A 22,687-nucleotide genomic window follows, 5' to 3' on the forward strand; every position below is an offset into this window, starting at 1 on the left:
CCGCCACTCAACGGGTCGGCCACCCGCACTCCGCGGGTCAGCCGCCTCCGCTCAGCGACTCAGCTTCACCCGCGTCTGGGCGAGGACGTCGCCGTCCGCGCTCGCAGTCAGCTGCCACACGCCGGGGCGGTCCGGGAGGGCGACCGTCACCTCCGCGACGCCGCGCGCGTCGGCCGCCGCCGTGCCGATCACCTCGCCCGTGCGTCCCTCGCCGCGCGCGGCACTGACCTCGACCATCTCACCCGGCGCGGCGCCGGTGACCGTGACGACAGTCTCCGCCCCCGCCTGGGCACCGGCGGGCACCGTGATCGACGGCTCCTGCGGCGCGGCGACGAGCTGGACGACACCCCAGCGCGCGGTCGACTGGTAGCCCAGCCCCGTCGGGTCGGCCCAGTTGCGGATGCCCGTGCGGGCACCGGCGGCCGCGTCGTTCACCTGGATGTCGAGGCCCTGGAAGGTGCCCGGCCCACCCGCGCCATCGAGGCGGATCGCCGCCTCGACGACGTAGCCCGTCTCGGTCCGCGCGGCTGCGGTGTCCGTGCGCGCATCCTGCGTGGCCTCGTCGCCGGTGCCGAAGGAGACGACGCCGTCGGCGTTCACGCGCAGCTGCATGTCCTGCGCACGGTAGGCGCCGTTCTTGGCGTTGCCGGCGTCGACGTAGATCTCGACCGAGTCCTGGATCCAGGGGTCCACGCCGCTGACGTCGACCACCGGGTCGGCGACCTCGGCGCGGACGTACAGCACGTCGTCCCGCCAGAGGAGCCGCGCCTGGGCGGTCGCACCCGCCTCGCCGTCGACCTGGATGTCCGTCGCGACCGTCGCGGCGTCCGCCCACACGTCGTCCGGCGCACCGTCGATCACGGGCGCTGATGCGGCCTCAGGGACCTCGGCGTACGCGAGAGGGCCGACGAGCGCGAGCGAGCCCTGCGTGCCCTCCGCACTCCAGCCGCCGCGCGGCGATGCGTCGTCCACGACGCGCACGTCGAACAGGACGCTGTCGCCCTCCGCGGCCGCGAGCGGCAGCGCCGCGACCACGGCGTACCCCGTCGCCGTCTCCGAGACCACCGCTTCGACCTCGGCGCCTCCCCCGCGCGGGACATCCGCTGTCTCGCCGTTCCAGGAGAGCACCACGCGATCGTCGCCCGGCGTGGTGTCGTCGACCTCGACATACACGGTCAGCCGGTCGGCGTCCCAGCGCAGCTGGAAGCGCGCGGCGTCACCCGCCTCGTGCAGAGGAAGCTGGCGCCAGGCGACATCCGAGGCGGCATCCGCGTCGAGCGGCACCGCACCCTGGAAGACCGACGCGCTGCGCGCCGGCGGCGGCAGCTCTCCCCCGGCGGCCCCGTGGAACGCGGGCTTCGCCTGCAGGGCGTCGTCGAACAGAAGGGGCGCCCCCGAGTCCACGCGCCACGAGCGTCCGTCGGTGAGACCCCAGACCGACACGGAGAACAGCTCGCCCGCACGCTCGCGGAACGCGTCGAAGACGGCGCGGTAGTAGTAGCCCTGGTCGACGAGCAGCGCGTCCGTGACCGGCGTGCCGGTCGTCACGTCGAGCTCGGTGACGGCCTGCGTCACCCCCACGTCGGCGAACCGGTCGAGCGCGCCGGCGAGCGCGGAGACGGGCGTCGACAGCGACACGTGGAACTGATGCCCCACGCCGTCCACCGGCACGCCGCGCGCGAGAAGGCGGTCGACGAGCGCCGCGTATCGGTCCTGCTTGCCCGCCTGCTCGGTGTTGTAGTCGTTGATGAAGAGCGTGACCGGGCGGTCGGCGCCGTCCGCGGCGTACACGTGGTTGAACGCCTCGTCGGCGTACTGGAACGCGAGGTCGACGAACTCCTCGCCGAGCACGTCGTACCAGCGGCTGCGGCGCATGCCGTCGGCGTACTGCGCGCCGTCGTCGATGACCTCGTTGACGACGTCGAGCGCGACGAGCGGGTTCTCCGCTCCGAACGCGCCCCATCCGGACGAGAGGTACTCGGCGACCGCGAAGATGTGCGTGCGCATGCGCTCGGCGAGGATGGCCTGATCGGCTTCCGAGTTCGTGAGCGGCGTGCCGTCGTCGTGCTCGAAGAACCAGGCCGGGGTCTGGCCGTGCCAGACGAGCACGTGGCCGTAGAGCCGCAGGCCCTCATCTCGCGCGAAGTCCATGAGAGCGATCGCCTCAGGATGCGGCGTGAACACGCGGTCCGCGTCGTACCAGGCCTCGGGCTTCATGTGGTTCTCGGGCGTGATCTGGTCGAAGTGCCGCGTGAGGAGCTCCGCTGCCGCGCCCGTCGTCTCTCGGCTGTCGATCGCGACGCCGACGGGGAAGTCGACCGTGTCCTTCAGCGGGACCGCATCCTCGACCTGCGGGTCGCCGACCGGCGTGACGACGATGTCGTCGACGAGGAGGTCGGAGGTGTTCGTGCCGCCGTACGCCGTCTCGAAGTACAGCTGCGCGCTCTCGGCGGCGCCCATCGTGAACCGCGCACTGAGCTGCGTCCAGCCCGTGTCGGTCGCTGCGGCGTGCTGCGCGATCGTGTCGTAGCTCGTCGCGCCCGAGGTCGTCCGCGCCATGCTCGCCCACACGGCGTCGGCGGGCTGTCCGGGCGCGAAGCGCACCCAGGCCGTGAGGTCGTACGTCTCGCCGGGGATGAGCACGCCCGTCACATCGCGGATGATCCCGCTGCCCTGCGCGGTGCGGTCCGCGATGAGGGCGGCACCGACCCCCGCGTGGGCATCGGCGTCGGTCACGGTGACGGTCGGCGCGCCGGATCCGCTGTCGCGCGGCGCCCAGCCGTCAAGACCGCTCTCGAAGTCGGTCGCGATCACGGGCGGCGCCTCCTCGGCGGCGGCCGGAACAGCCGCAAGGGCCGAGGCGGCGAGCAGCGACGCGGCAAGCGCAGCGAGCACGCCGCGGCGGCGTCTGCGAAGGGGTGAGGGCATCATGCACGCTCCTTTGCGCGGGACGGATGGTCGGCACCCAGGCTGGTGGACGCCGTGCGATCCGCGCAAGGAAAAGTTGCGGTCCCAAACTTAGCGTTGCGAAATCGTTATCGATATCGATGCCCTCACCCGCCTGCGGAGAGGCGCTCCTCGCGCGACAGGATCGCGCAGCGGCCGGATCAGAGGGTGAGCTCGGCGACCCCGTCGGACGCGCGGACGGTCTCACCGCCGATCGCGCCGATCGAGAAGGCGACGACCTCCTCGGAGGAGATGCGGACGGATCCCTGCGCGCGCTCGACGCGGAAGCGCGCCGTCCGGCCATCCGCCGCGGTCACCGTGAGGGCGCTCTCCCCGTCCGCTCCGCCCGGCGCGACCCGCAGCGTGAGGTCGTCGAGGTAGTCGTAGTCGGTCGTGTCGTCGCGCGCGCCGACCGGCAGGACGGCGCCGGGGCGGACGTAGAGCGGCACGCTGTCGAACGCGTGGGTCTCGCGGCGCCATCCGCCGCTCACCGTCTCGCCCGTGAGAAGGCTCGTCCACTCCCCCGCGGGCAGGTAGAGATCCACGGCGCCGTCCGCCGAGAACACGGGCGCGACGAGCAGGTCCGGCCCGAGCATGTACTGCCGGTCGAGGTAGGCGGTCGCGGGATCGTCGGGGAACGCGAGCGGCATGGGTCGCATGACCGGCGTGCCGCTGCGGTGCGCCTCGAGTCCGGCCGCATGCAGGTACGGCATGAGCGCGAGCTTGAGGCGCGTGAACCGGCGGGCGACCGAGACCGCGCTCTCGGCATCGGCCTCATCGCGCCCCTCCGCGTCGTCGAACAGCCACGGCACGCGGTAGCTCGTGGACCCGTGCAGGCGGCTGTGACTCGAGAGGAGCCCGAACGCGAGCCAGCGCTTGAAGACCGCGGGGTCGGGCATGCCCTCGAATCCGCCGATGTCGTGGCTCCAGAAGCCGAAGCCGCTGAGCGAGAGCGAGAGGCCGCCGCGGAGGCTCTCGGCCATCGACGCGAACGACGACGTGTTGTCGCCGCCCCAGTGCACGGGCATCCGCTGGCCGCCGGCGGTCGCCGACCGCGCGAACAGCACGGCCTCGCCCTCACCGCGCTCGGCCTCGAGCACCTCGAACACGGCCTCGTTGTAGCGCTGCGTGTAGAGGTTGTGCATCCGCTCGGGGCTCGAGCCGTCGAAGTAGTCGATCTCGAGCGGGATGCGCTCGCCGAAGTCGGTCTTGAAGCAGTCGACGCCCTGGCGGATGAGCCGCCGGAGGTGGTCCTGGTACCACGCCGTCGCATCGGGGTTCGTGAAGTCGACGAGCGCCATGCCCGCCTGCCACAGATCCCACTGCCAGACCGAGCCGTCGCGCCGCGTGACGAAGTAGCCCTTCTCCTTGCCCTCCGCGAAGAGCGGCGAGCGCTGGCCGATGTACGGATTGATCCAGACGCACACGCGCAGCCCGCGCTCGTGCAGACGGCCGAGCAGCCCTTCGGGATCCGGGAACACGCGCGGGTCCCACTCGAAGTCGCACCAGTTGAACTCGCGCATCCAGAAGCAGTCGAAGTGGAACGTGCCGAGCGGGATGTCGCGCTCGGCCATCCCCTCGATGAAGCGCGTCACGGTCGCCTCGTCGTAGTCGGTCGTGAAGCTCGTGGTGAGCCACAGGCCGTACGACCACGCGGGCAGGCGAGCCGGGCGCCCGGTCAGCGCCGTGTAGCGCTCGATCACGCCGGCGGGGTCGCCGCCCGCGAAGACGTAGTAGCTGAGGGACTCGCCCGCGACCGAGAACTGCACGCGCTCGACGGCCTCCGACCCGACCTCGTAGGAGACGTGGCCCGGGTGATCCACGAGCACGCCGTATCCCCGGCTCGAGAGATGGAACGGGACGTTCTTGTACGCCTGCTCGCTCGAGGTGCCGCCGTCGGCGTTCCAGATGTCGACCGTCTGGCCGTTCTTCACGAGGGGCCCGAATCGCTCGCCCAGCCCGTAGATGAGCTCGCCGACGTCGAGGGCCAGCTGCTCATGGACATAGGCGCCGGCTTCCGTCGCGCCGAGCGGCCCCCGTTCGACCGCGGCGTCCGGGGCGAGGCGGATGTAGCCGAGCGACTTCTCGCCGCTCGACGTGAGCACCCGCCCGGTCTCGACATCGTGGAAGACGAGGCTCCACGGAGCTCCACGGGTGATGGTCGCGCGGATGCGGCCGCTCGTGATGCTGCCGGCCGCGTCGTCCACGACGACGTCGCCGTGCCCGTCCTCGGCGCCGACGAGGTCGAACGAGACCTCGCCTCGGCCGCCCTGGTGGTGCTCGATGCGCACGCCGATCACCCCGGGCAGCGGCGAGTGCAGCGAGACCGTGAGGGTCGCGCGGTTCAGGGTGTCGCCGCGGCGCTCGATGACCTTCGTCGGCACGGTCGCGTTCAGCGTGCGCCCGTCGGCCCAGACGTCGTACGCCTCGCGCCCGTAGAGGGCGTCGACGCCCTGCCGCAGCTGCCAGAACCCGTCGGTGAACTTCATGGCCGGGATGCTCCTGTCGTGACGCCCGTCGGCGGGCGGAGTGGATGAGAAATTCTCGAAGCGCTTCGATGACCGACGCGCAGACGCGCGTCGGTGCGGCGCGCCTCAGGCGGGCGGCGCGATCGAGCTGCGGTCGATGAACGCGGGCGGGAGCAGGAGCGGCGGGCCCGGCACGACGCCCTCGACCGCCGCGAGCATGCCCTCGACGGCGATCCTCCCCATCTCCTCGATGGGAAGCGTCGTTCCGCTCAGCCGGTGCTCGAGCCGCCCCGGGTCGTAGCTCGCCGCGGCTGCGAGGAGGGAGATGTCGTGCGGGACGCGCAGCCCGCGCTCGTCCAGGCGCCGCAGCGCCTCCTCCACGACCGGCTCGTTGCAGTGGAACACGATCGCCGTGACGTCGGGGGCCGCCCCGAGGATGAGGTTGACCGCCTCCGCACCCGTCCCCCGCTCGATGCCCGCCCACTGACGAACGAGACGGACGCCCCGCTCCTGAGCGGCCTGCTCGAGAGCGTGATCGAAGCGGCCGATGAATCCCGCGCGCCGATCCACGAAGCTGTGCGGGTGGCCGATCATGCCCACGACGCGATGCCCCGCATCCGCGAGCCGCGCGATGGCGTCGCGCGCCGCCGTCTCGAAGTCGAAGTCGACGCAGGCGACCCCCTGCGCGTGCTCGGAGATGCCGATGAGCGCAGCGGGGATGCGCCCCGCGCGGACGATCGGAAGCCGCTCGTCGTCCTCGGCGACGCCCATCATCACGACGCCGTCGACGAGCGAGCTCGCGCTCACCCTCCGGATGCCGTTCACCTCGTCGTCGCGGGCGAGCAGCAGCACGTCGTAGTCGCGCCCGCGCGCGGCCTCGACGACCGCGGAGGTGAACCGCATGTGCGTCGGCAGGTGCCCGTCGGCGCGCAGCGGCGCGCTGAGGGCGAGGATCTGCGTCCGGGCGCCGGCGAGGATGCGCGCGGCGGCGTGCGGCTGGTAGTCGAGCTCGGCGATGGCCTGGTCGATCCGCTCGCGCGTCGAGCGCGAGATCGTGCGCTTGCCGGAGAGGGCGTACGAGACCGTGCTGATCGACACGCCGGCGAGCTTCGCCACCTCGTTGATCGTCGCCATCTTCACTCCGTTGTCTAAGCGCTTCGACTGTCCCGCGATCCTATCCGCGAGGACATTGCCCTGCAACTCCCATCATCGCCCGACCATCCGCTCGATCTCCACCTCCGCTCCGCGCGCGACGCGCAGGACGGCGCTCGCTCCCGGATCGAGCGTGAAGCCGCGCGAGAGGTCGCTCGCTCGGATGAGCTCGAGCGCCTCGCCGCGCACCCGCACCGGCTCGGCGCCGTGATGGAGGAGGAAGAGGAAGTCCGCGCGCGCCCCGCGCCGCCTCACGGCTTCGACGCCGAGCGCTGCGGCGCCCACGACCGTCTCGCGTGCCCCCGCGCGCTGCGCGAGCTCGGCGAGCAGGGTGTCCCGGGATTCCTGAGCGAGCCGGGCCGACACGTAGACCGCCGTCCCCGCGCCCCGCTCGGCCTCGGTGATGGCGGCGTGCCCCGCGAGCGGGCCGTCGACGTAGCGCGCGAGGACGCGCGCATCCGACGCATGCAGGCGCTCCGTCCACTCCTCCGCACGCAGGCCGCCCTCGATCGCGACCCCCGCGCCCGGCTCGAGCGGCACGATCTCGTCCGCGCCCGCGCCCAGGAGGTCGCTCAGCAGGGCAGGGTAGCGGCCAGCGCCGATCCGGAGGCTCTCGTCCGCGAACCCGGACGGCGTCGTGACGACGAGGCGCCCGCCCGCGCGCACGAACCCCTCGAGCCATCCGACGGTCTCCCGCGCCATGGCGTACAGCGCGGGCACCACGAGCAGGCGCAGGTGCGAGACCTCCCCGCCCGGCCGCACGAACTCCGTCGCGATGCCCTTCCGCCAGAGCGCGCGGTGCGTCGCCCGCACCTCGTCGGAGTACGACAGGGCGTCGTTGGGCAGGTGCGGCGTCTCGAGCGCCCACCAGCCGTCGGCGTGCCACACGATCCCCACCTCGGCCGGGACGACCAGGCCATCGGCCGGCGGCTCCGCGACCTCGCCGATGGCCTCGAGGATCCGGCCGAGCTCGACCACGGGCTCGAACAGCGGCGAGTCGCCGCCCCCGTGCGGCACGAGCGCGCCGTGCCACTGCTCGGCTCCCGCCGCGCTCTGCCGCCACTGGAAGAAGAGCGAGCTCTGCGAGCCGCGCGCGATGTAGCCGAGGGAGTTGCGGATCATCCGATCGGCCGTCTTGGCGTGCGTGCGATCGCCGACGCGGATGCCGCGCGCGTTCTGCTCCATGAGCACCCAGGGCCCGCCCGCCCATGACCGGGTGAGGTCCGCGCCGTAGGCCACGTGCGCCTCGCCGTCCGGGCCGGTCGTGTCCAGGTAGTGGTCGATCGACACGATGTCCTGCGCGGCGGACCACGACCACTGCTCGAGGTGGTTCCAGGTGGGCAGCATGAAGTTCGTCGTGACGGGAGCGGACGAGCCGGCCGCGCGGATCTCCGCCTTCTGCTCCTCGAAGGCCGCGAGCATCTCGTCGGAGGAGAACCGCCGGAAGTCGATGAGGAGCGCGGGGCTGTGCAGGTACTGCGTGGCGCGCGGAGGGAGGATCTCCTCCCACGTCCCGTAGCGCTGCGACCAGAACGCGGTGCCCCACGCGGCGTTCAGCGCGTCGAGATCGCCGTAGCGCCTCCGCAGCCAGGCGCGGAAGGCGCGCGCCGCATGCGGCCCGTAGTCGAGCGTCCCGTACTCGTTGTGGATGTGCCATCCCCGCAGGCGGCGATGGCGTCCGTATCGCTCGCCGAGCATCCGCGCGATCCGCCGGGACGCCTCGCGGTACGCGGGCGCGCTCACCGCGTACGTGTCGCGGGAGCCGTGCGAGAGCACGACCCCGTCGGGCCCGACGGGCATCGCGTCAGGGTGCGCGAGCGTGAACCACGGCGGCGGCGACGCGGTCGGCGTGGCGAGGAAGAACCCGATGCCGGCCTCGTCGAGCAGGGAGATGACCTCGTCGAGCCAGCCGGTCTCGAACCGGCCCTCGCGCGGCTCGAGCAGCGCCCAGGAGAACACGCCGAGCGTCACGGTGTTCACCCGCGCGCGCCGCATGAGGGCGATGTCCTCCCGCCAGATCTCGCGCGGCCACTGCTCGGGGTTGTAGTCGCCGCCGAACAGGAGCATGCCGGGCGCATACGCGCTGCGCGTGCCGTCGGTCATCCTCGATCCCTCCTCGCCGTCGTCGGCGGGCCGCGCCGCCGCGACGAGGCGATGCGTCCCGGTCCTCTGCGGCACGGGTCCCTTCGGCCGATGGCGCGCAGACGCGGCCTCGTCGCGGCGGACGTTCTCGCACCCCATTGTCGAAGCGCTTCGCTTGACCCTAGCGCGCCCCTTCCGCCCTTTCAACCCCGGGCCGACCGCACGGGCGCCGACACGCGCGCTCAGGCGTCGAAGTCGGCGGCCGACACGACCGTGTCGGCCGCCGACGACACCTCGATCTCGATCTCGCGGCCGCTCCAGCGCAGCCGCATCCGGCCATCCCGCCCGGCTCGCGCGCGCAGGCGCGCGGACACGAGACGGCCGTCCGCCCAGGCGATGTCGACGACGACGCCCGGCCGCGCGATGAGCCCCGCGACCCGGCCGGACGCGAGCGCCGTCGGCACGGCGGGCAGGAGGTCGATCCGCCCGCGATGGCTCTGCAGGAGGCACTCCGCGAACCCGCCCGTGAACCCGAGGTTCCCGTCGATCTGGAAGGGCGGGTGCGCCGCGAAGAGGTTCGCGTAGAGTCCGCCCGACTCGCCGAAGCCGCTCCCGCGCGCGTCCCGGAAGAAGAGTCGCAGGAGATCCGCGACGCGGTCCGCGCGTCCGAGGCGCGCCCAGAGCGCCGTCTTCCACGCGAGCGACCAGCCGGTCGAGTCGAGCCCCCGGCGGTCGAGCGTCACGGCCGCCGCGCGCTCGAAGGCCTCGTCGGCCGCGTCGCCGGGATAGAGCGGGTAGAGATGGCTGACGTGGCGATGCTGCGGGTCGACCTCATCGACGACGGCGTCCCATTCGAGGACGCCCTCGTCGGTCGCACGCGACGAGACCTCGGGCAGCGCGTCGAGCGCGTCACGGGCGGCGCCCACGAGCGGGTCGTCGTCGGGACCGAGCGTCACGACGGTGCCGAGCAGCTCGCGCGCGAGCGCGAGGTCCATCGTGCTCGTGACGCCGACGCCGACCTCGTGGCCGCCCACCCGGAAGGTGTTCTCGGGGGATGTCGACGGTGCGGTCCCGAGGGAGCCGTCGGGCAGGCGGACGAGCCAGGCGAGGAGGAACTCCGCCGCACCGCGGGCGAGCGGGCGGAGCGTGCCGTCGACGAAGCCGTCCGGCGCCGAGCCGAACGCGACGTGCTCGGACAGGTGGCGGATGAGCCACGGTCCTGCGAACGGCCAGAACGCCCAGCAGGGAGAGCCGTGCCCCGCGCCCACCGTGGCGGTGAAGGCCCACGCGTCGCTGTTGTGGTGCGCCACCCAGCCGGGCGCGCCGTAGTCGATCTCCGCCGTCCGCGCGCCGCGCTCGGCGAGGGCGCCCACGAAGCGGATGAGCGGCTGTGCGGTCTCCGGAAGAGCGGTCACCTCGGCGGCCCAGCAGTTCATCTCGGTGTTGATGTTGAGCGTGTAGTTCGAGCTCCACGGCGGACGCATCTCGGCGTTCCACAGACCCTGCAGGTTCGCGGGGAGCCGGCCCGGCCGCGAGGACGAGATCAGCAGGTACCGGCCGTAGTCGAACAGCGTCGCGACGAGATCGGGATCCGCCGCGGCGACGTCGCCTGCGCTGCGCGCGCGCTCGAGACGCTCGGAGGTGGACGCGTCGGGAGCGCGCCCGAGGTCGATCCGCACGCGGTCGAAGAGCTCGGCGTGCGCGCGGACGTGCGCTGCCCGCAGGCGCTCGTACCCGCTCGCGAGGGCGGCCTCGACGCGCTCGTGCGCCCGGCGGAGCGCGTCATCGGGCGACGCGAGCTCGGCCGTGGGCCCTGCATACGTGGTCTCGATCGCGAGAGCGAACACGGTCCGCTCCCCCTCCTCCCGGCGGCGGACGACGACGGCGACCTCGACGGTGCGCTCGCCGTCGTCGGGCCACGTCGCGGCGGGGAGGTCGGGCTCGTGTCCGGGCGCGACGTCGAGGGGCGCCGCGAGGAGGGCCGCGAAGCCGTCGGCGAGCTCCTCGCGCGCCGTCTCGCGCAGGGGCGTCGAGAACGACAGCTCGATCGGCGCGGCGGCGCCGGACACCGCGTGGACGAGCACGTCGTCGGCCGCCGACACGAAGGTCTCCGCGGTCTGGTCGCCCGCGCGCAGCTCGTGGACGGCCGCGCCGAGGTCGAGGGCGCGGACGACGGGAGTCCGATCCTCCCCCGCGCGCGGGCCGACGACGAGCGACCCGACCGGCAGGAACGCCTGGCTGTAGCCCGACTGACGGCGCTGGAGCAGCTCCTCCGCCTCGCGCGGCCGACCCTCGAGCACGGCGCGCCGCGCCTCGGCGAGCAGGCGCTGCGATTCCTCCGGCGCGAGCGGACGCTGCCGCTCGTCTCGCCACGGCGCTCCCGACCAGACGCTCTCCTCGTTGAGGTGCAGCACGGCCCGCACGCCGCCTCCGCACATCGCGCCGATGCGGCCGTTGCCGAGAGGAAGGGCCTCGAGCCACTCGCGCGCCTCCCCCTCGAAGACGAGCCGCCGGCCACCGCGCCGGCGCGCGCGTCGGGAGGTCTCGTCGGGGTCGGTCGTGCGGTCGGGCGTCATCGCATCAGGGCACACGCGGACCACGATACGGTGCGCGCGGATGGTAGGAAACGAGCATGACCCACGCCGACGAGATCGTCTTCCTGCCCGCCCGCGCCGAGGCTCCCGAGAGCCGCCCGCTCATGCTCGTGCTGCCGGGAGGCGGCTACGCGCATCACGCCCCGCACGAGGCCGAGCCCGTCGCGGCGTGGCTGAACGACGCGGGACTGAACGCCGTGGTCTTCCGCTACCCGGTCGCGCCGCAGCGCCATCCCGACCCGATCGTCGCGACCCGGTCGCTCCTGGCCGCCCTCCGCCGCGGCGAGCACGGGGCCTTCGACGTGTCGCGGATCGGCGTGCTCGGCTTCTCGGCGGGCGGCCACCTCGCGGCCACGCTCAGCAGCGCGCCCACGGCGGCGGAGCGCGCGGCGCACGACGTCGACGCGCGGCCCGACCTGGCCATCCTCTGCTATCCGGTCATCTCGATGACCGATCTCGTGCACCGCGGCTCCGTCGCCGCGCTCCTCGGCCCCGACGCGCCCGTCGCCGCCCGCGCGGCGCTCGACGCCGACGCCCTCGTCGATGAGCGCACGCCGCCGACGTTCCTGTGGCACACGGCCGCCGACGAGGCGGTCCCGGTGACGCACGCGCTCGCCTACACCCGCGCGCTCGTCCGTCACGGCGTACCCGCTGACCTGCACGTCTTCGCGGAGGGCGCGCACGGAAAGGGACTCGCGACCGGCCTCGGACCGATCGAGGGATGGACACGCCTCGCGGTGGACTGGATCCGCGAGCAGGGTTGGTGATATGTTCATTTCCACAACATTTCACCGACGACGCTGAAGGCGGATCCTCATGTCGCTCACACCCACCAAGGACGACAAGTTCTCGTTCGGTCTCTGGACCATCGGCTACAACGGCACCGACCCGTTCGGCGGCCCGACCCGACCGGCGCTCGACGTCGTGCACGCGGTCGAGAAGCTCGCCGAGCTCGGCGCCTACGGCCTCACGTTCCACGACGACGATCTGTTCGCGTTCGGCTCGACCGACGACGAGCGGCAGAAGCAGATCGACCGGCTCAAGGGCGCGCTCGCCGACACCGGCGTCGTCGTCCCGATGGTCACGACGAACCTGTTCAGCGCCCCCGTCTTCAAGGACGGCGGCTTCACCTCCAACGACCGCCAGGTGCGCCGCTTCGCGCTGCGCAAGGTGCTGCGGAACATCGACCTCGCCGCCGAGCTCGGCGCCAAGACCTTCGTCATGTGGGGCGGTCGCGAGGGAGCGGAGTACGACTCCGCGAAGGACATCCGCGCGGCTCTCGAGCGCTACCGCGAGGCGGTCAACCTCCTCGGCGACTACGTCACCGACAAGGGCTACGACATCCGGTTCGCGATCGAGCCGAAGCCGAACGAGCCGCGCGGCGACATCCTCCTCCCGACGCTCGGCCACGCGATCGCGTTCATCGACTCGCTCGAGCGCCCCGAGCTCGTGGGCCTCAACCCCGAGGTCGGCCACGAGCAGATGGCGGGACTGAACTTCGCAGCGGGCATCGCGCAAGCGCTGTACCACGGCAAGCTCTTCCACATCGATCTGAACGGCCAGCGTGGCATCAAGTACGACCAGGACCTCGTCTTCGGTCACGGCGACCTGCACAACGCGTTCGCGCTCGTCGACCTCCTCGAGAACGGCGGCCCCGGCGGCGTCCCCGCCTACGACGGCCCCCGCCACTTCGACTACAAGCCCAGCCGCACCGAGGACGAGACGGGCGTGTGGGACTCGGTCTCCGCGAACATGCGCACCTACCTCCTCCTCAAGGAGCGGGCGGCCGCCTTCCGCGCCGACCCCGAGGTGCAGGAGGCGCTCGCGAGCGCGAAGGTGCTCGAGCTCGGCCAGCCGACCCTGAACGAGGGCGAGTCGTACGACGACCTCCTCGCCGACCGCTCGGCGTACGAGGACTTCGACGCCGACGCGTACCTGGGCGGCCACGGCTTCGGCTTCGTGCGGCTCCAGCAGCTCGCGACCGAGCACCTGCTCGGCGCCCGCTGAGGACGGCGCGGATGACTCTCGTCGCGGGCATCGACTCGTCCACGCAGAGCTGCAAGGTCGTCGTGCGCGATCTCGCCACCGGCGAGATCGCGCGCACGGGCCGCGCATCGCACCCCGACGGCTCCGAGGTCGACCCCCGGCACTGGTGGGACGCGCTGCAGTCGGCGATCGCCGACGCCGGCGGGCTCTCCGACGTCGACGCGGTGTCGATCGCGGGGCAGCAGCACGGCATGGTCGCTCTCGACGCGCGCGGCGAGGTCATCCGCCCCGCCCTCCTCTGGAACGACACGCGCTCGGCCGATGCCGCGGCCGCGCTCACCGCGGAGGTCGGCGCCGAGGCCTTCGCGGAGCGCGCGGGGCTCGTCCCCGTGGCCTCCTTCACCGCGACGAAGCTGCGGTGGCTGGCGGATCATGAGCCGGAGAACGCCGCGCGCGTCGCGGCCGTCGCGCTCCCGCACGACTGGCTCACCTGGCGCCTGCGCGGCTTCGGACCCGACGGCGAGCGCGGCCCCGTGCTCGAGGAGCTCGTGACCGATCGCTCCGACGCGAGCGGGACGGCGTACTTCGACCCGTCGCGCGACGTCTACGACCGCGACCTGCTCGCACGCGCTCTGCGCCGCGACGCCAACGCGATCGTGCTCCCCCGCGTCCTCGCTCCCGCCGAGCACGTCGACGGCCCCGGCTTCGTCGTGGCGCCCGGTGCCGGCGACAACGCGGGCGCGGCGCTCGGCCTCGATGCCCGTGCGGGCGACATCGGGATCTCGATCGGCACGAGCGGCACCGTGTTCGCCGTGACGGATGTCGCGGTGCAGGACCGGACGGGAACGGTCGCCGGGTTCGCGGATGCCGCAGGCGGCTTCCTGCCGATCGTCACGACCCTGAACGCAGCGCGCGTGCTCGACGCGACCGCGGCTCTTCTCGGCGCAGACCACGCTGAGCTCGCGCGGCTCGCCCTCGCCGCCGAGCCGGGAGCGGGCGGGCTCGTGCTGCAGCCCTGGTTCGAGGGCGAGCGCACTCCCAACCTGCCCGATGCGACAGCGACGCTCTTCGGCATGACCCTCGCCTCGACGACCCGCGAGAACCTCGCCAGGGCCGCGATCGAGGGCGTGCTGTGCGGGCTCGCGGAGGGCCTCGACGCGATCCGCGCCCACGGCGTCGCCGCCGAGCGCGTGCTCCTCGTGGGCGGAGCGGCGCAGAGCACGGCCGTCCAGGCGATCGCGGCGCAGGTCTTCGATGCTCCCGTCGTCGTGCCCGAGCCGGGAGAGTACGTCGCGCTCGGCGCGGCGGCCCAGGCCGCGTGGGCGCTCACCGGCACGCGCCCGGAGTGGCCGCTGCAGATCGCCGCGACCCTCCCCGTCGACACGCGACCGGTCATCCGCGAGCAGTACGCCGCGCGCCGCTGACCCGGACGCAGAGGAGGGCCGCCGCCGGCAGTCGCCGGCGGCGGCCCTCCTCTTTCGGGATCAGCGACCGGCGCGGAACGCGAACTCCCACGTCGACTCGACCTCGGGAGCGAGGGCGAACCACGCGTCGGGCACCGCGACGATCTCGACGGAGCCCTTCGCGCGATGGAAGCCGGGCGCGACCTCGGCGCCGTCGACGTAGTACGCGACGCCGTGCGCATCGGGGATCTCGTAGCCGTCGCGGCCTCGGCCCGCCTCGTCGACGAAGATCGGCGCCGGCGCGACGACCTCGCTCGTGTAGACGGGCACGTCGCCCCAGTCGATGTCGGAGGCGAGGCGGTAGCCCGTGTAGCTCGGCTGGTTGTACGCCGTGTTCTGCCGCGCCACCTCCGCACGGTACTGGGGCTCGTGCATGAGGGTGGTGAGCTTCCGGTCCGTCACCTCGGTGGAGAGGTGGATCCGGATCTCGGAGCTGTCCGCCGAGCGCACGAGGAGCTCCTCGCGCCAGTCGCCGAAGACGTCGGCGACGAGGGCGGGGTTGCCCTTCGTGCCGTTGTTCGAGCGCGTCCCCTCGGCCTCGAGAAGAACCTCTCCCGAGCCGTCGACGATCCGCACGTCCTCGTCGCCATAGCCCTCGACGATCTGCGTCGTCATGTCGGCCGCCCAGCGGATGGACTGGTTGGTGCCCAGCCCCTCGACCGGCGTGCCGGAACCGGGCGGCATCGACGCCCAGAACTCGAGCCCCGGCTGGTCGGGATCGACGTCGCCGACCATGCCGCGTCCCGTGTCGCGACCGGAGTACTCGCCCTCGAGCACCTCGCCGGTCGCGGCGTCGCGGAGCGCCCATCCGTAGGGCGCCCAGACGCCGCCCTCGTGCACCGTGAAGATCTCGAGGCCGCTGCGCTCGGGGAGGATGTCGGTCACGTGCATCGCGTCGCCGTGCCCGAGCCGCGCCGTCGTCCCTGGCGCGGCGCTTCCCTCGGGCATCTCGGCGAACGAGCTGTAGAGCAGCGACCCGTCATCGTCGATCGTCGCCGACCCGTACACGATCTCCTGCCTGCCGTCGCCGTCGACGTCGGCCGCTGAGAGCGAGTGGAATCCCTGGGTCGTGAGCGTGCCGAACTCGGGGTCCGTGCCGTCGACGCCGTGCGGCGAGGCGTTGAACGGGTTGGCCATGGGCGCGTGCCCGCTGTCGACGTACCAGCGCTCCGAGAGGCTCTCGCCGTCCCAGTCGTAGGCGACGAGCGTAGAGCGCGTGTAGTAGCCGCGGGCGAAGATCGCGGAGGGGTGCGCGCCGTCGAGGTACGCGACACCCGCGAGGAAGCGGTCGTTGCGGTTGCCCGGCTCGATCCGCGCCATGGCATAGTCGCCCCAGAGCAGGCCGTCGTCGCCGCGGCCCGGCTTGTAGTCCACCGTCTCGAGCTCGGCGCCGGTCAGCCCGTCGAACACCGTGAGGTACTCGGGGCCCGTCAGCACGAAGCCCTCGAACTTCCGCAGCTGGTTCCGCGCGGACCGCGACGGCGCATAGACGTCGATGAAGTGGTCGACGAGCGCGGTCGCGTCGGCCTCCGAGAGGGGGTAGTCGTAGCGCGGTTCGATCCCGAAGGCCTCCTCGAGCGTCGCGGGCCACTGACCGGACACGACCTCGTCGCGCTCGCTCCATCCGCGGAACACCTCCACGAGGTGCGCCCGGTAGTCCGCCGCCGACATCCGGTAGTCGTCCGCGTCCGTCACGCCGGCGGCCGCGTCATCGGCCGGGATCGTGACGTAGGCCGTCTGCCCCTGCGCGGTCACGCTCGTGCCCGGCGCGGTCTTCATCATGATCTCGGAGCGGCCGTCGCCGTCGAAGTCGTAGACCATGAACTGCGTGTAGTGCGCACCCGAGCGGATGTTCACGCCGAGGTCGATGCGGTGCAGCAGGGTGCCATCGGCCTCGTAGGTGTCGATGTACGTGTTCCCCGTGTAGCCGACCTGCGAGACATCCTTGGCGTTCGACGGATACCACTTCACGACGTACTCGTAATCGCCGTCGCCGTCCATGTCCCCCACCGACATGTCGTTCGCCGAGTAGGTGTACGCCTCGCCCGCGGGCGTCACGCCGTCAGCCGGCTTCTGCAGCGGCAGCGTCGCGGAGGCGCCGTTCCACGGTGCGGTGCTGCCGCTCGCCTCGAGCTCGACGCCGTTCACGATGGGAGCCACGCGGTAGGCGGAGGACGCCGTGCCCTCGGGATCGAGGAGGTTCGTGCTGTCCGTCACCGTCGCGATCCGCTCGCCGTCGCGGTAGACGGCGAAGTCCGGTCCGGTCATCCCCGCCTCTCCTGCGCCCGAGGTCTCCTCGGCGAGGAGGCGCCAGCTGAGGAAGACCCCGTCGTCGGTGCGCGCGGCGACGAGGCCGCGGTCGAGCCGCTCGAGCTGCGGCACGGGCGGCTCTCGATCGTCGGCGTGCGCCGCGATGCCGGGCATCGCGGCGACCAGCGCTGCGGCCAGCGCGCCGACGCCGGCGCGCGCGGCCCAGCGGGCGGATGGTCGGGTCATGTCGGACTCCTCATCGTCGTCGATGGATGTGAAACGTTTCAGATTTGAGAGAAAACGCTTTCCGCACATCAGACCGTAGCGGCGTGCGCGCCATCCGACAACCCCTCACCATCCGGGTGATGGGCACCCGGCGCGACGCACAGCCGACGCGGCTACGCTCGGAGGAGTCCCATCCGCCCCATCTGAGGAGCCGCCGTGCCCGAGACCCACGATGACGGCCGGGTCGCCGTCTACCTCGACTTCGACAACATCGTGATGTCGTGGTACGACCGGGTCCACGGGCGCAACTCCTACAGCCGAGACCGCGCACGGATCGCCGAGAACCCGCAGGATCCCGAGATCGCCGACCGGCTGTCCCGCGCGATGGTCGACGTGGGCGCGGTCATCGACTACTCGGCGTCGTACGGAACGCTCGTGCTCACACGCGCCTACGCCGACTGGTCGTCGCCCGTGAACGCCATCTACCGCCAGCAGCTCGTCGCGCGCGCGGTCGACCTCGTGCAGCTCTTCCCCGCCGCCGCGTACGCGAAGAACGGCGCGGACATCCGCCTCGCGGTCGACGCCGTCGAGGACATGTTCCGCCTCCCCGACCTCACGCACGTCGTGATCGTCGCGGGCGACTCCGACTACGTGCCGCTCGCGCAGCGCTGCCGGCGCCTCGGCCGCTACGTCGTCGGCGTGGGCGTAGCGGGCTCGACCGCCAAGTCCCTCGCCGCGGCGTGCGACGAGTTCGAGCCCTACGACTCGCTCCCCGGCGTGCAGCTGCCCGCGAAGCCCGCCGCCAAGGCGAAGACCGATGACAGGGGCGAGAGCGCCGACAAGGCGGAGGGCGCGAAGGACGCGACGAAGGCCGCCGGGGCCGAGGCGAAGGACGACGCCGAGCCGAAGGCGAAGCCGCGCACGCGCCGGGCGTCGAAGTCCAAGCCCGCCGAGGAGCCGGAGACGTTCCTCGCCTTCGACGAGACGCCGCCGGAGGACCTGCACGCGGCCGCGTCGCGCCTGCTGGAGCGGGCGCTGCGCGTCGGCCAGGGCAAGGGCGATGACGCGGGATGGCTGCACAGCTCGGCCGTGAAGCAGCACATCCGCCGCATGGACCCCTCGTTCAGCGAGAAGGCCCTCGGATACCGCTCGTTCTCCGACTTCCTCAAGTCGCGCGAGGACCTCGCGGAGCTCGAGGAGACGGGCCACGAGCGCCTCGTGCGGCTCAAGGCGTGATCGCCGACCTCTCCCCGATCGTCTGGGCGGCGCTCGCGATCGGCGCGCTCGTCGTCGGCCTGTCCAAGACCGCCGTGCCGGGCGGCGCGACGCTCTCGGTCGCCCTGTTCGCCGCGGTCCTGCCCGCCAAGGAGTCGACCGGAGCCCTGCTCATCCTCCTCATCGTGGGCGACATGTTCGCGCTGCTGTCGTACCGGCGGCACGCGGACTGGAAGGTCATCGTCCGGATGGCGCCCGCGGTCGTGCTCGGTCTCGTCGCAGGCTGGGCGTTCCTCGCCGTCGCCGACGACGCCTGGGTGCGGCGCGTCATCGGCGTCCTCCTGCTGCTCGTCGTCGCCGTGACGCTGTGGCGCCGATGGCTCCAGGCCCGGTCTGAGGCCGAGCCGGGAGCGCGGTCGGGCGCGGTCGCCGCGGCGACCTACGGCGCGCTCGGCGGATTCACGACCATGGTGGCGAACGCGGCGGGCCCCGTGATGTCGATGTACTTCCTCGCGGCGAAGTTCCCCGTGAAGGCGTTCCTCGGCACATCCGCCTGGTTCTTCGCGATCGTGAACATCGCGAAGCTGCCGTTCTCCGTGGGGCTCGGCATCATCACGCCCGGCTCGCTCCTGCTCGACCTCGTCCTCGTGCCGGCCGTCATCGTCGGAGCTCTCGTCGGCCGCCGCGTCGCGTCGCGGATGGACCAGCGCGTGTTCGATCGGCTCGTCATCGCCCTGACGATCGCGGGCGCGGTGTACCTGCTCGTCTGAGGCCGCGGCCGAGAATCGAAGCGCTTCGCCGGTCTCCGGCTAGAATCCGACGAGGAGTTCGCCGGGGCCGCCGCCCCCGAGGAGAGGCCGATCCGCGATGAAGCTCGACCCCGAAGGCAGGGCCCTGAGCGGCCTCTCGACGTTCCTCACGTTCGTCGGGCTCAACGTCGCGTACCTCGTGGCCTGCCTTCCGGTCGTGACGATCGGCGCCGCGACCTCGGCTCTCTTCGAGGTCGCGATGCGGTACTCGGACGACGAGCAGGGCCGCCCTCTCGCGGACTTCTTCCCGGCGCTCGCACGCGACGCCGCCCGCGGCACGGTCGTGCTCCTCGTCTTCGGCGTCCCGGCCGCTGCGCTGGTCTTCAGCGGCGTGTTCTGGATGGCCCTCGGCAGCGTGCTCGGCTCGGTCGCGGGCATGCTCTCGTTCCTCGGCGCCGTGTGGCTCTTCGCGGCCTTCCTCTACGGCTGCGCGCTCGTGGCGCGCTATGCGCAGCCCCTGCGCCAGACCCTGCGCAGCGCGCTCCTCCTCCCGGCGGCGGAGCCGGCGCGCACCCTCCTCCTCCTCGCGCTCCCCGCGGGCTGCGCGAGCCTGGCCTTCGTGCTCCCGCCGTTCTGGATCATCCTGCTCACCATCGGGTTCTCGGTGGGCGCCTACGCAGCGGCCTTCGCGTTCCGCAGCGCCTTCGCACGGCACGGCTGAGCGCGCTCGCGCAGCGCCGGAGGGGCCGGTCCCGCGCCATGCGCGCGACCGGCCCCTCCGGTGCGAGACGGTCAGCCGAACTGCTCGGCCACCGCGACGCGCGCGTCGTTCTGCGCCTCGGCCTTCTCCATGTCGAAGGCGAGCACCTTGTCGTAGCCGAGCCCCTCGACCGTGGTCTGCAGGTCGTCGAGCAGGGCGTCGAACTCCGCGTCGTCGCGGGCGAAGACCATCTGCCATGAGTACTGCACGATCTGCGCCTTGATCTGGTTGCGGAGCGTCTCGATCTCCGACGTGTCGGGGGGCGACGTGTACCCGCCGCCGGGGGCGACGAGGATCTGGTCGTGCGTCTCGAGGAAGTCCATCGTGGAGGTCGCGCCGTCCATGTGCGACGACCAGTCCTCGGTGAATGGGTTCGACTGGGTCTCCTGGAAGCTCGGCCAGAACGTGTAGCTGTACGGGAAGCCGGTGTCCGGGTCGACGTCGGCGGGCAGCACGACCGTGACGTTGAGCGCCGACACGCCGTCTCGGTAGGTGCCGCCGCCCCATTCCTCCGGAACAGCGGCCTCCCCGGTCAGGAGCGCCTCCATGCCGAACTCGGTGAGCTCGGGCTCGCCGTCCGCCCCGACCTCCCAGGTCAGGCCCTGCGGTCCGGCGGCGGCGCCCGTCTGGCTGCCGTTCACGTACGCGCCCTCTGTCGAGTAGAGCCAGTCGATGAAGGCCGCGATGCGCTCCGGATCCTCCGCGTCCGCGCCGATCGCGAGCACCTGCTTGCCGCCGTAGATCTCGGCGCCGTACGAGAAGATCTGCTGGTCCTGCATGTTCACCATGCCGAAGCCCTTGCCCTCGGCGGTGTTCTCCGGCGTGTTGAAGGCCGACTGGCCGAGCCACGGCCAGAACGAGAACAGCACCTGCCCGTTCTGGTACTTCGTGAACATCGTGTCGTAGTTCTGCGTGGTCGACTCGGGGTCGACCAGGCCGAGCTCGTTGGCCTCGTGGAAGAAGCGCAGCGAGCGCACGTACGCGGAGTCGTCGTCGATGATGCTCTGGTAGTCGGACCCGTCGGCCTTCGCCAGCGCGAAGCCCATCTCGTCGTACCCGTAGAACGTCGCCGGCTGCTTGGCGTTGTTCATGAAGTTGCCGTCCCAGTCCTTGAAGAGGGACAGCCCGTAGACGGGCTGCCCGTTCTCGGCGGTCGGGTGCGCGGCCTGCATGTCGGCGAGGATCGGGAGGAGGTCCTCGAGCGTGCCCACCTCGGGGTAGCCGAGCTCCGCGTAGTAGTCCCACCGGACGTAGGGGCCGAAGGTCGGCTCGAGCCCCTCCGACGACTCCGTCGGAGGGATCGAGGAGACGCTCGTCGGGAAGGCGTAGACGCCGTCCTTCCCCTCGTTGAGCTTGTCGACCGCGGCGTCGAACCGGGGCGCGTGCTCCATCCGGTCGTAGTACCCGCCCGCGTCGAGCACGAGCCCGCCCTCGATGAGCTCGTCGAGCTTCTCCCCCTTGTCCGTGATGATGAGGTCGCCGAGATCGCCCGCCGAGACGCGGGTGTTGTAGAGCGTGTCGCCTCCGCCCGCGACGTTGGGGGCGATGATGTTGAGCTCCATGTTGAACTTGTCCTTGACGATCTTCGCGAACCATCCGCTCTGCACGCCCATGTAGTTCGCGAGGCCGTCGAAGACGTCGATCGTGATCGTCTCCTCCCAGGCCTCGGGGAAGCTCCCGCTGCCCGAGTCCTGCGCATCGGACGGCTGCTCGCCCGTGATGAGGGAGCAGCCCGCGAGCGACGCGACCGCGAGGGATCCGACCGCGACTCCCGCGGCCAGTCTGGTGAGCTTCATTGCCTGTCCTTTCCTCTGAGCCCGGCCGTCAGCCCTTGACGGCGCCGAGCATGATGCCCTTGACGAAGAACCGCTGGAAGAGCGGGTAGATGAAGATGATCGGGAGCACGACGATCACCGAGATGGTCATGCGGATCGAGGTCGCCGTCTGCGTCGTCGCGGCACCCGCGATCGCGCTGAGGTCGCCGCCCGCGTTCTGCGCCGCCTGGGCGAGCGACGACGCCTGATTGAGGAACATGTACAGCTGGTACTGCAGCGTGTACAGGCTCTGGTCGGTGATGTAGATCAGGGTGTCCTGGAACATGTTCCACTGGGCGACGGCGGAGAAGATGGCGACGGTCGCGAGGATCGGGGTCATGTTCTGGAGGTAGACCCGGAAGAACACCTGCAGGATGTTCGCGCCGTCGACCTCCGCCGCCTCCTGCAGCGAGCGCGGCATCGACTCGACGTAGGTCTTGACGAGGATGATGTTGAACGGCTGGACGACGAACGGCAGGACGTAGACCCAGAAGTTGTTCGTGAGCCCCAGCGCCTTGACGATGATGAAGACCGGGATGAGCCCCGCGCTGAAGTACATCGTCACGACCGTGAACCGGTACCAGAAGCTGCGGCCCCACATCCGCTCCTGCGTGAACATGAAGCCGAGGAAGGCCGACGCGAGCACGGTCGCCGCCGTGCCGAGGACCGTGCGCGCGACGGTGACCGCCGCGGAGGTCGCGAGTCCCTTGAGCTGGAAGATCTCGGCGTAGTTCTCCAGGTGGAACCCGACGGGGAAGAGCCGCACATCGCCCAGAGCCGAGGCGTCGTTCGCACTGACCGAGTTGATGATGAGGTAGTAGAAGGGGTACGCGCAGAGGATCGCGAGCACCGTGAACATCGCGTAGTTCAGGATGTGGAACGCGAGGTCGCCGGCCGACCTGCTGCCGGTGCGGGGCGCGCGTCGATCGGGCGCGAGGCCGGGCGCGACGAGTGCGGATGTCTCGGTGACGGTCATGTTCGCT

At 71.8% G+C, this 22,687-nt stretch carries 14 protein-coding genes; 6 read left to right on the forward strand and 8 right to left on the reverse strand.

Annotation, left to right across the window (positions count from 1 at the left end; genetic code table 11):
- Positions 1-51 precede the first annotated feature (51 nt).
- The 5 genes from M1D56_RS10930 to M1D56_RS10950 form a co-directional block, all read right to left on the reverse strand.
- Entirely contained in the window at positions 52-2,931 is a 2,880-nt protein-coding gene (locus M1D56_RS10930; protein WP_456283596.1) for an endo-1,4-beta-xylanase, read from the reverse strand.
- A gap of 176 nt (positions 2,932-3,107) precedes the next feature.
- Positions 3,108-5,435: an alpha-xylosidase gene (yicI, locus tag M1D56_RS10935; protein WP_456283597.1), complete on the reverse strand. Its 2,328-nt coding sequence runs from the start codon at positions 5,433-5,435 to the stop codon at positions 3,108-3,110.
- A 105-nt stretch (positions 5,436-5,540) separates the two neighbouring features.
- A complete protein-coding gene (locus M1D56_RS10940; RefSeq protein ID WP_421074375.1) occupies positions 5,541-6,548 on the reverse strand; it encodes a LacI family DNA-binding transcriptional regulator in 1,008 nt (335 codons plus the stop codon).
- A gap of 72 nt (positions 6,549-6,620) precedes the next feature.
- Complete coding sequence (locus tag M1D56_RS10945) at positions 6,621-8,744, reverse strand: beta-galactosidase (RefSeq protein ID WP_456283598.1); 2,124 nt, start codon at positions 8,742-8,744, stop codon at positions 6,621-6,623.
- Between the two features lie 146 nt (positions 8,745-8,890).
- Positions 8,891-11,224, reverse strand: coding sequence for a glycosyl hydrolase family 95 catalytic domain-containing protein (locus M1D56_RS10950; protein WP_456283599.1), 2,334 nt, complete (start codon positions 11,222-11,224; stop codon positions 8,891-8,893).
- A 56-nt stretch (positions 11,225-11,280) separates the two neighbouring features.
- On the opposite strand from M1D56_RS10950, the gene M1D56_RS10955 reads away from it, so the two are divergent.
- From M1D56_RS10955 to xylB, 3 genes are read left to right on the forward strand one after another with little or no spacing between them, the layout of a single operon-like run.
- On the forward strand, positions 11,281-12,009 hold the full coding sequence (locus tag M1D56_RS10955; RefSeq protein ID WP_456283600.1) for an alpha/beta hydrolase: 729 nt from the start codon (positions 11,281-11,283) through the stop codon (positions 12,007-12,009).
- 49 nt (positions 12,010-12,058) lie between these two features.
- Positions 12,059-13,249, forward strand: coding sequence for a xylose isomerase (gene xylA, locus M1D56_RS10960; protein ID WP_455970819.1), 1,191 nt, complete (start codon positions 12,059-12,061; stop codon positions 13,247-13,249).
- Positions 13,250-13,260: 11 nt separating this feature from the next.
- Positions 13,261-14,652 carry a xylulokinase gene (gene xylB, locus M1D56_RS10965; protein ID WP_456283601.1) on the forward strand — a complete coding sequence of 464 codons (1,392 nt, stop codon included), beginning with the start codon at positions 13,261-13,263 and terminating at the stop codon, positions 14,650-14,652.
- Positions 14,653-14,712: 60 nt separating this feature from the next.
- Here the strand turns inward: xylB and M1D56_RS10970 are convergent, their stop codons facing one another.
- A complete protein-coding gene (locus tag M1D56_RS10970) occupies positions 14,713-17,187 on the reverse strand; it encodes a rhamnogalacturonan lyase (RefSeq protein ID WP_456283602.1) in 2,475 nt (824 codons plus the stop codon).
- A 195-nt stretch (positions 17,188-17,382) separates the two neighbouring features.
- Between M1D56_RS10970 and M1D56_RS10975 the strand changes: the two genes are divergently transcribed.
- From M1D56_RS10975 to M1D56_RS10985, 3 genes are all read left to right on the forward strand, one after another.
- Positions 17,383-18,402, forward strand: a complete 1,020-nt coding sequence (locus M1D56_RS10975) for an NYN domain-containing protein (protein ID WP_271172775.1) — start codon at positions 17,383-17,385, stop codon at positions 18,400-18,402.
- Positions 18,402-19,151, forward strand: coding sequence for a sulfite exporter TauE/SafE family protein (locus M1D56_RS10980; protein WP_456285236.1), 750 nt, complete (start codon positions 18,402-18,404; stop codon positions 19,149-19,151). The genes M1D56_RS10975 and M1D56_RS10980 overlap by 1 nt, the downstream gene beginning before the upstream one ends.
- A 97-nt stretch (positions 19,152-19,248) precedes the next feature.
- Positions 19,249-19,851 carry a DUF624 domain-containing protein gene (locus M1D56_RS10985; RefSeq protein WP_456283603.1) on the forward strand — a complete coding sequence of 201 codons (603 nt, stop codon included), beginning with the start codon at positions 19,249-19,251 and terminating at the stop codon, positions 19,849-19,851.
- 71 nt (positions 19,852-19,922) lie between these two features.
- Here the strand turns inward: M1D56_RS10985 and M1D56_RS10990 are convergent, their stop codons facing one another.
- On the reverse strand, positions 19,923-21,686 hold the full coding sequence (locus M1D56_RS10990; protein ID WP_324014308.1) for a type 2 periplasmic-binding domain-containing protein: 1,764 nt from the start codon (positions 21,684-21,686) through the stop codon (positions 19,923-19,925).
- Between the two features lie 28 nt (positions 21,687-21,714).
- The gene (locus M1D56_RS10995) at positions 21,715-22,680 is read right to left on the reverse strand and encodes a carbohydrate ABC transporter permease (RefSeq protein ID WP_271172779.1); all 966 of its coding nucleotides are present in this window, start codon (positions 22,678-22,680) and stop codon (positions 21,715-21,717) included.
- Positions 22,681-22,687 lie beyond the last annotated feature (7 nt).

The organism is Microbacterium sp. JZ101, assembly GCF_053903175.1.

Excerpts from the sequence above, each read along its gene's own strand:
- M1D56_RS10930 (WP_456283596.1), bottom strand. The coding sequence starts at position 2,931 with ATGATGCCCTCACCCCTTCGCAGACGCCGCCGCGGCGTGCTCGCTGCG.
- yicI (WP_456283597.1), bottom strand. The coding sequence starts at position 5,435 with ATGAAGTTCACCGACGGGTTCTGGCAGCTGCGGCAGGGCGTCGACGCC.
- M1D56_RS10940 (WP_421074375.1), bottom strand. The coding sequence starts at position 6,548 with ATGGCGACGATCAACGAGGTGGCGAAGCTCGCCGGCGTGTCGATCAGC.
- M1D56_RS10950 (WP_456283599.1), bottom strand. The coding sequence starts at position 11,224 with ATGACGCCCGACCGCACGACCGACCCCGACGAGACCTCCCGACGCGCG.
- M1D56_RS10955 (WP_456283600.1), top strand. The coding sequence starts at position 11,281 with ATGACCCACGCCGACGAGATCGTCTTCCTGCCCGCCCGCGCCGAGGCT.
- xylA (WP_455970819.1), top strand. The coding sequence starts at position 12,059 with ATGTCGCTCACACCCACCAAGGACGACAAGTTCTCGTTCGGTCTCTGG.
- xylB (WP_456283601.1), top strand. The coding sequence starts at position 13,261 with ATGACTCTCGTCGCGGGCATCGACTCGTCCACGCAGAGCTGCAAGGTC.
- M1D56_RS10970 (WP_456283602.1), bottom strand. The coding sequence starts at position 17,187 with ATGACCCGACCATCCGCCCGCTGGGCCGCGCGCGCCGGCGTCGGCGCG.
- M1D56_RS10985 (WP_456283603.1), top strand. The coding sequence starts at position 19,249 with ATGAAGCTCGACCCCGAAGGCAGGGCCCTGAGCGGCCTCTCGACGTTC.
- M1D56_RS10990 (WP_324014308.1), bottom strand. The coding sequence starts at position 21,686 with ATGAAGCTCACCAGACTGGCCGCGGGAGTCGCGGTCGGATCCCTCGCG.
- M1D56_RS10995 (WP_271172779.1), bottom strand. The coding sequence starts at position 22,680 with ATGACCGTCACCGAGACATCCGCACTCGTCGCGCCCGGCCTCGCGCCC.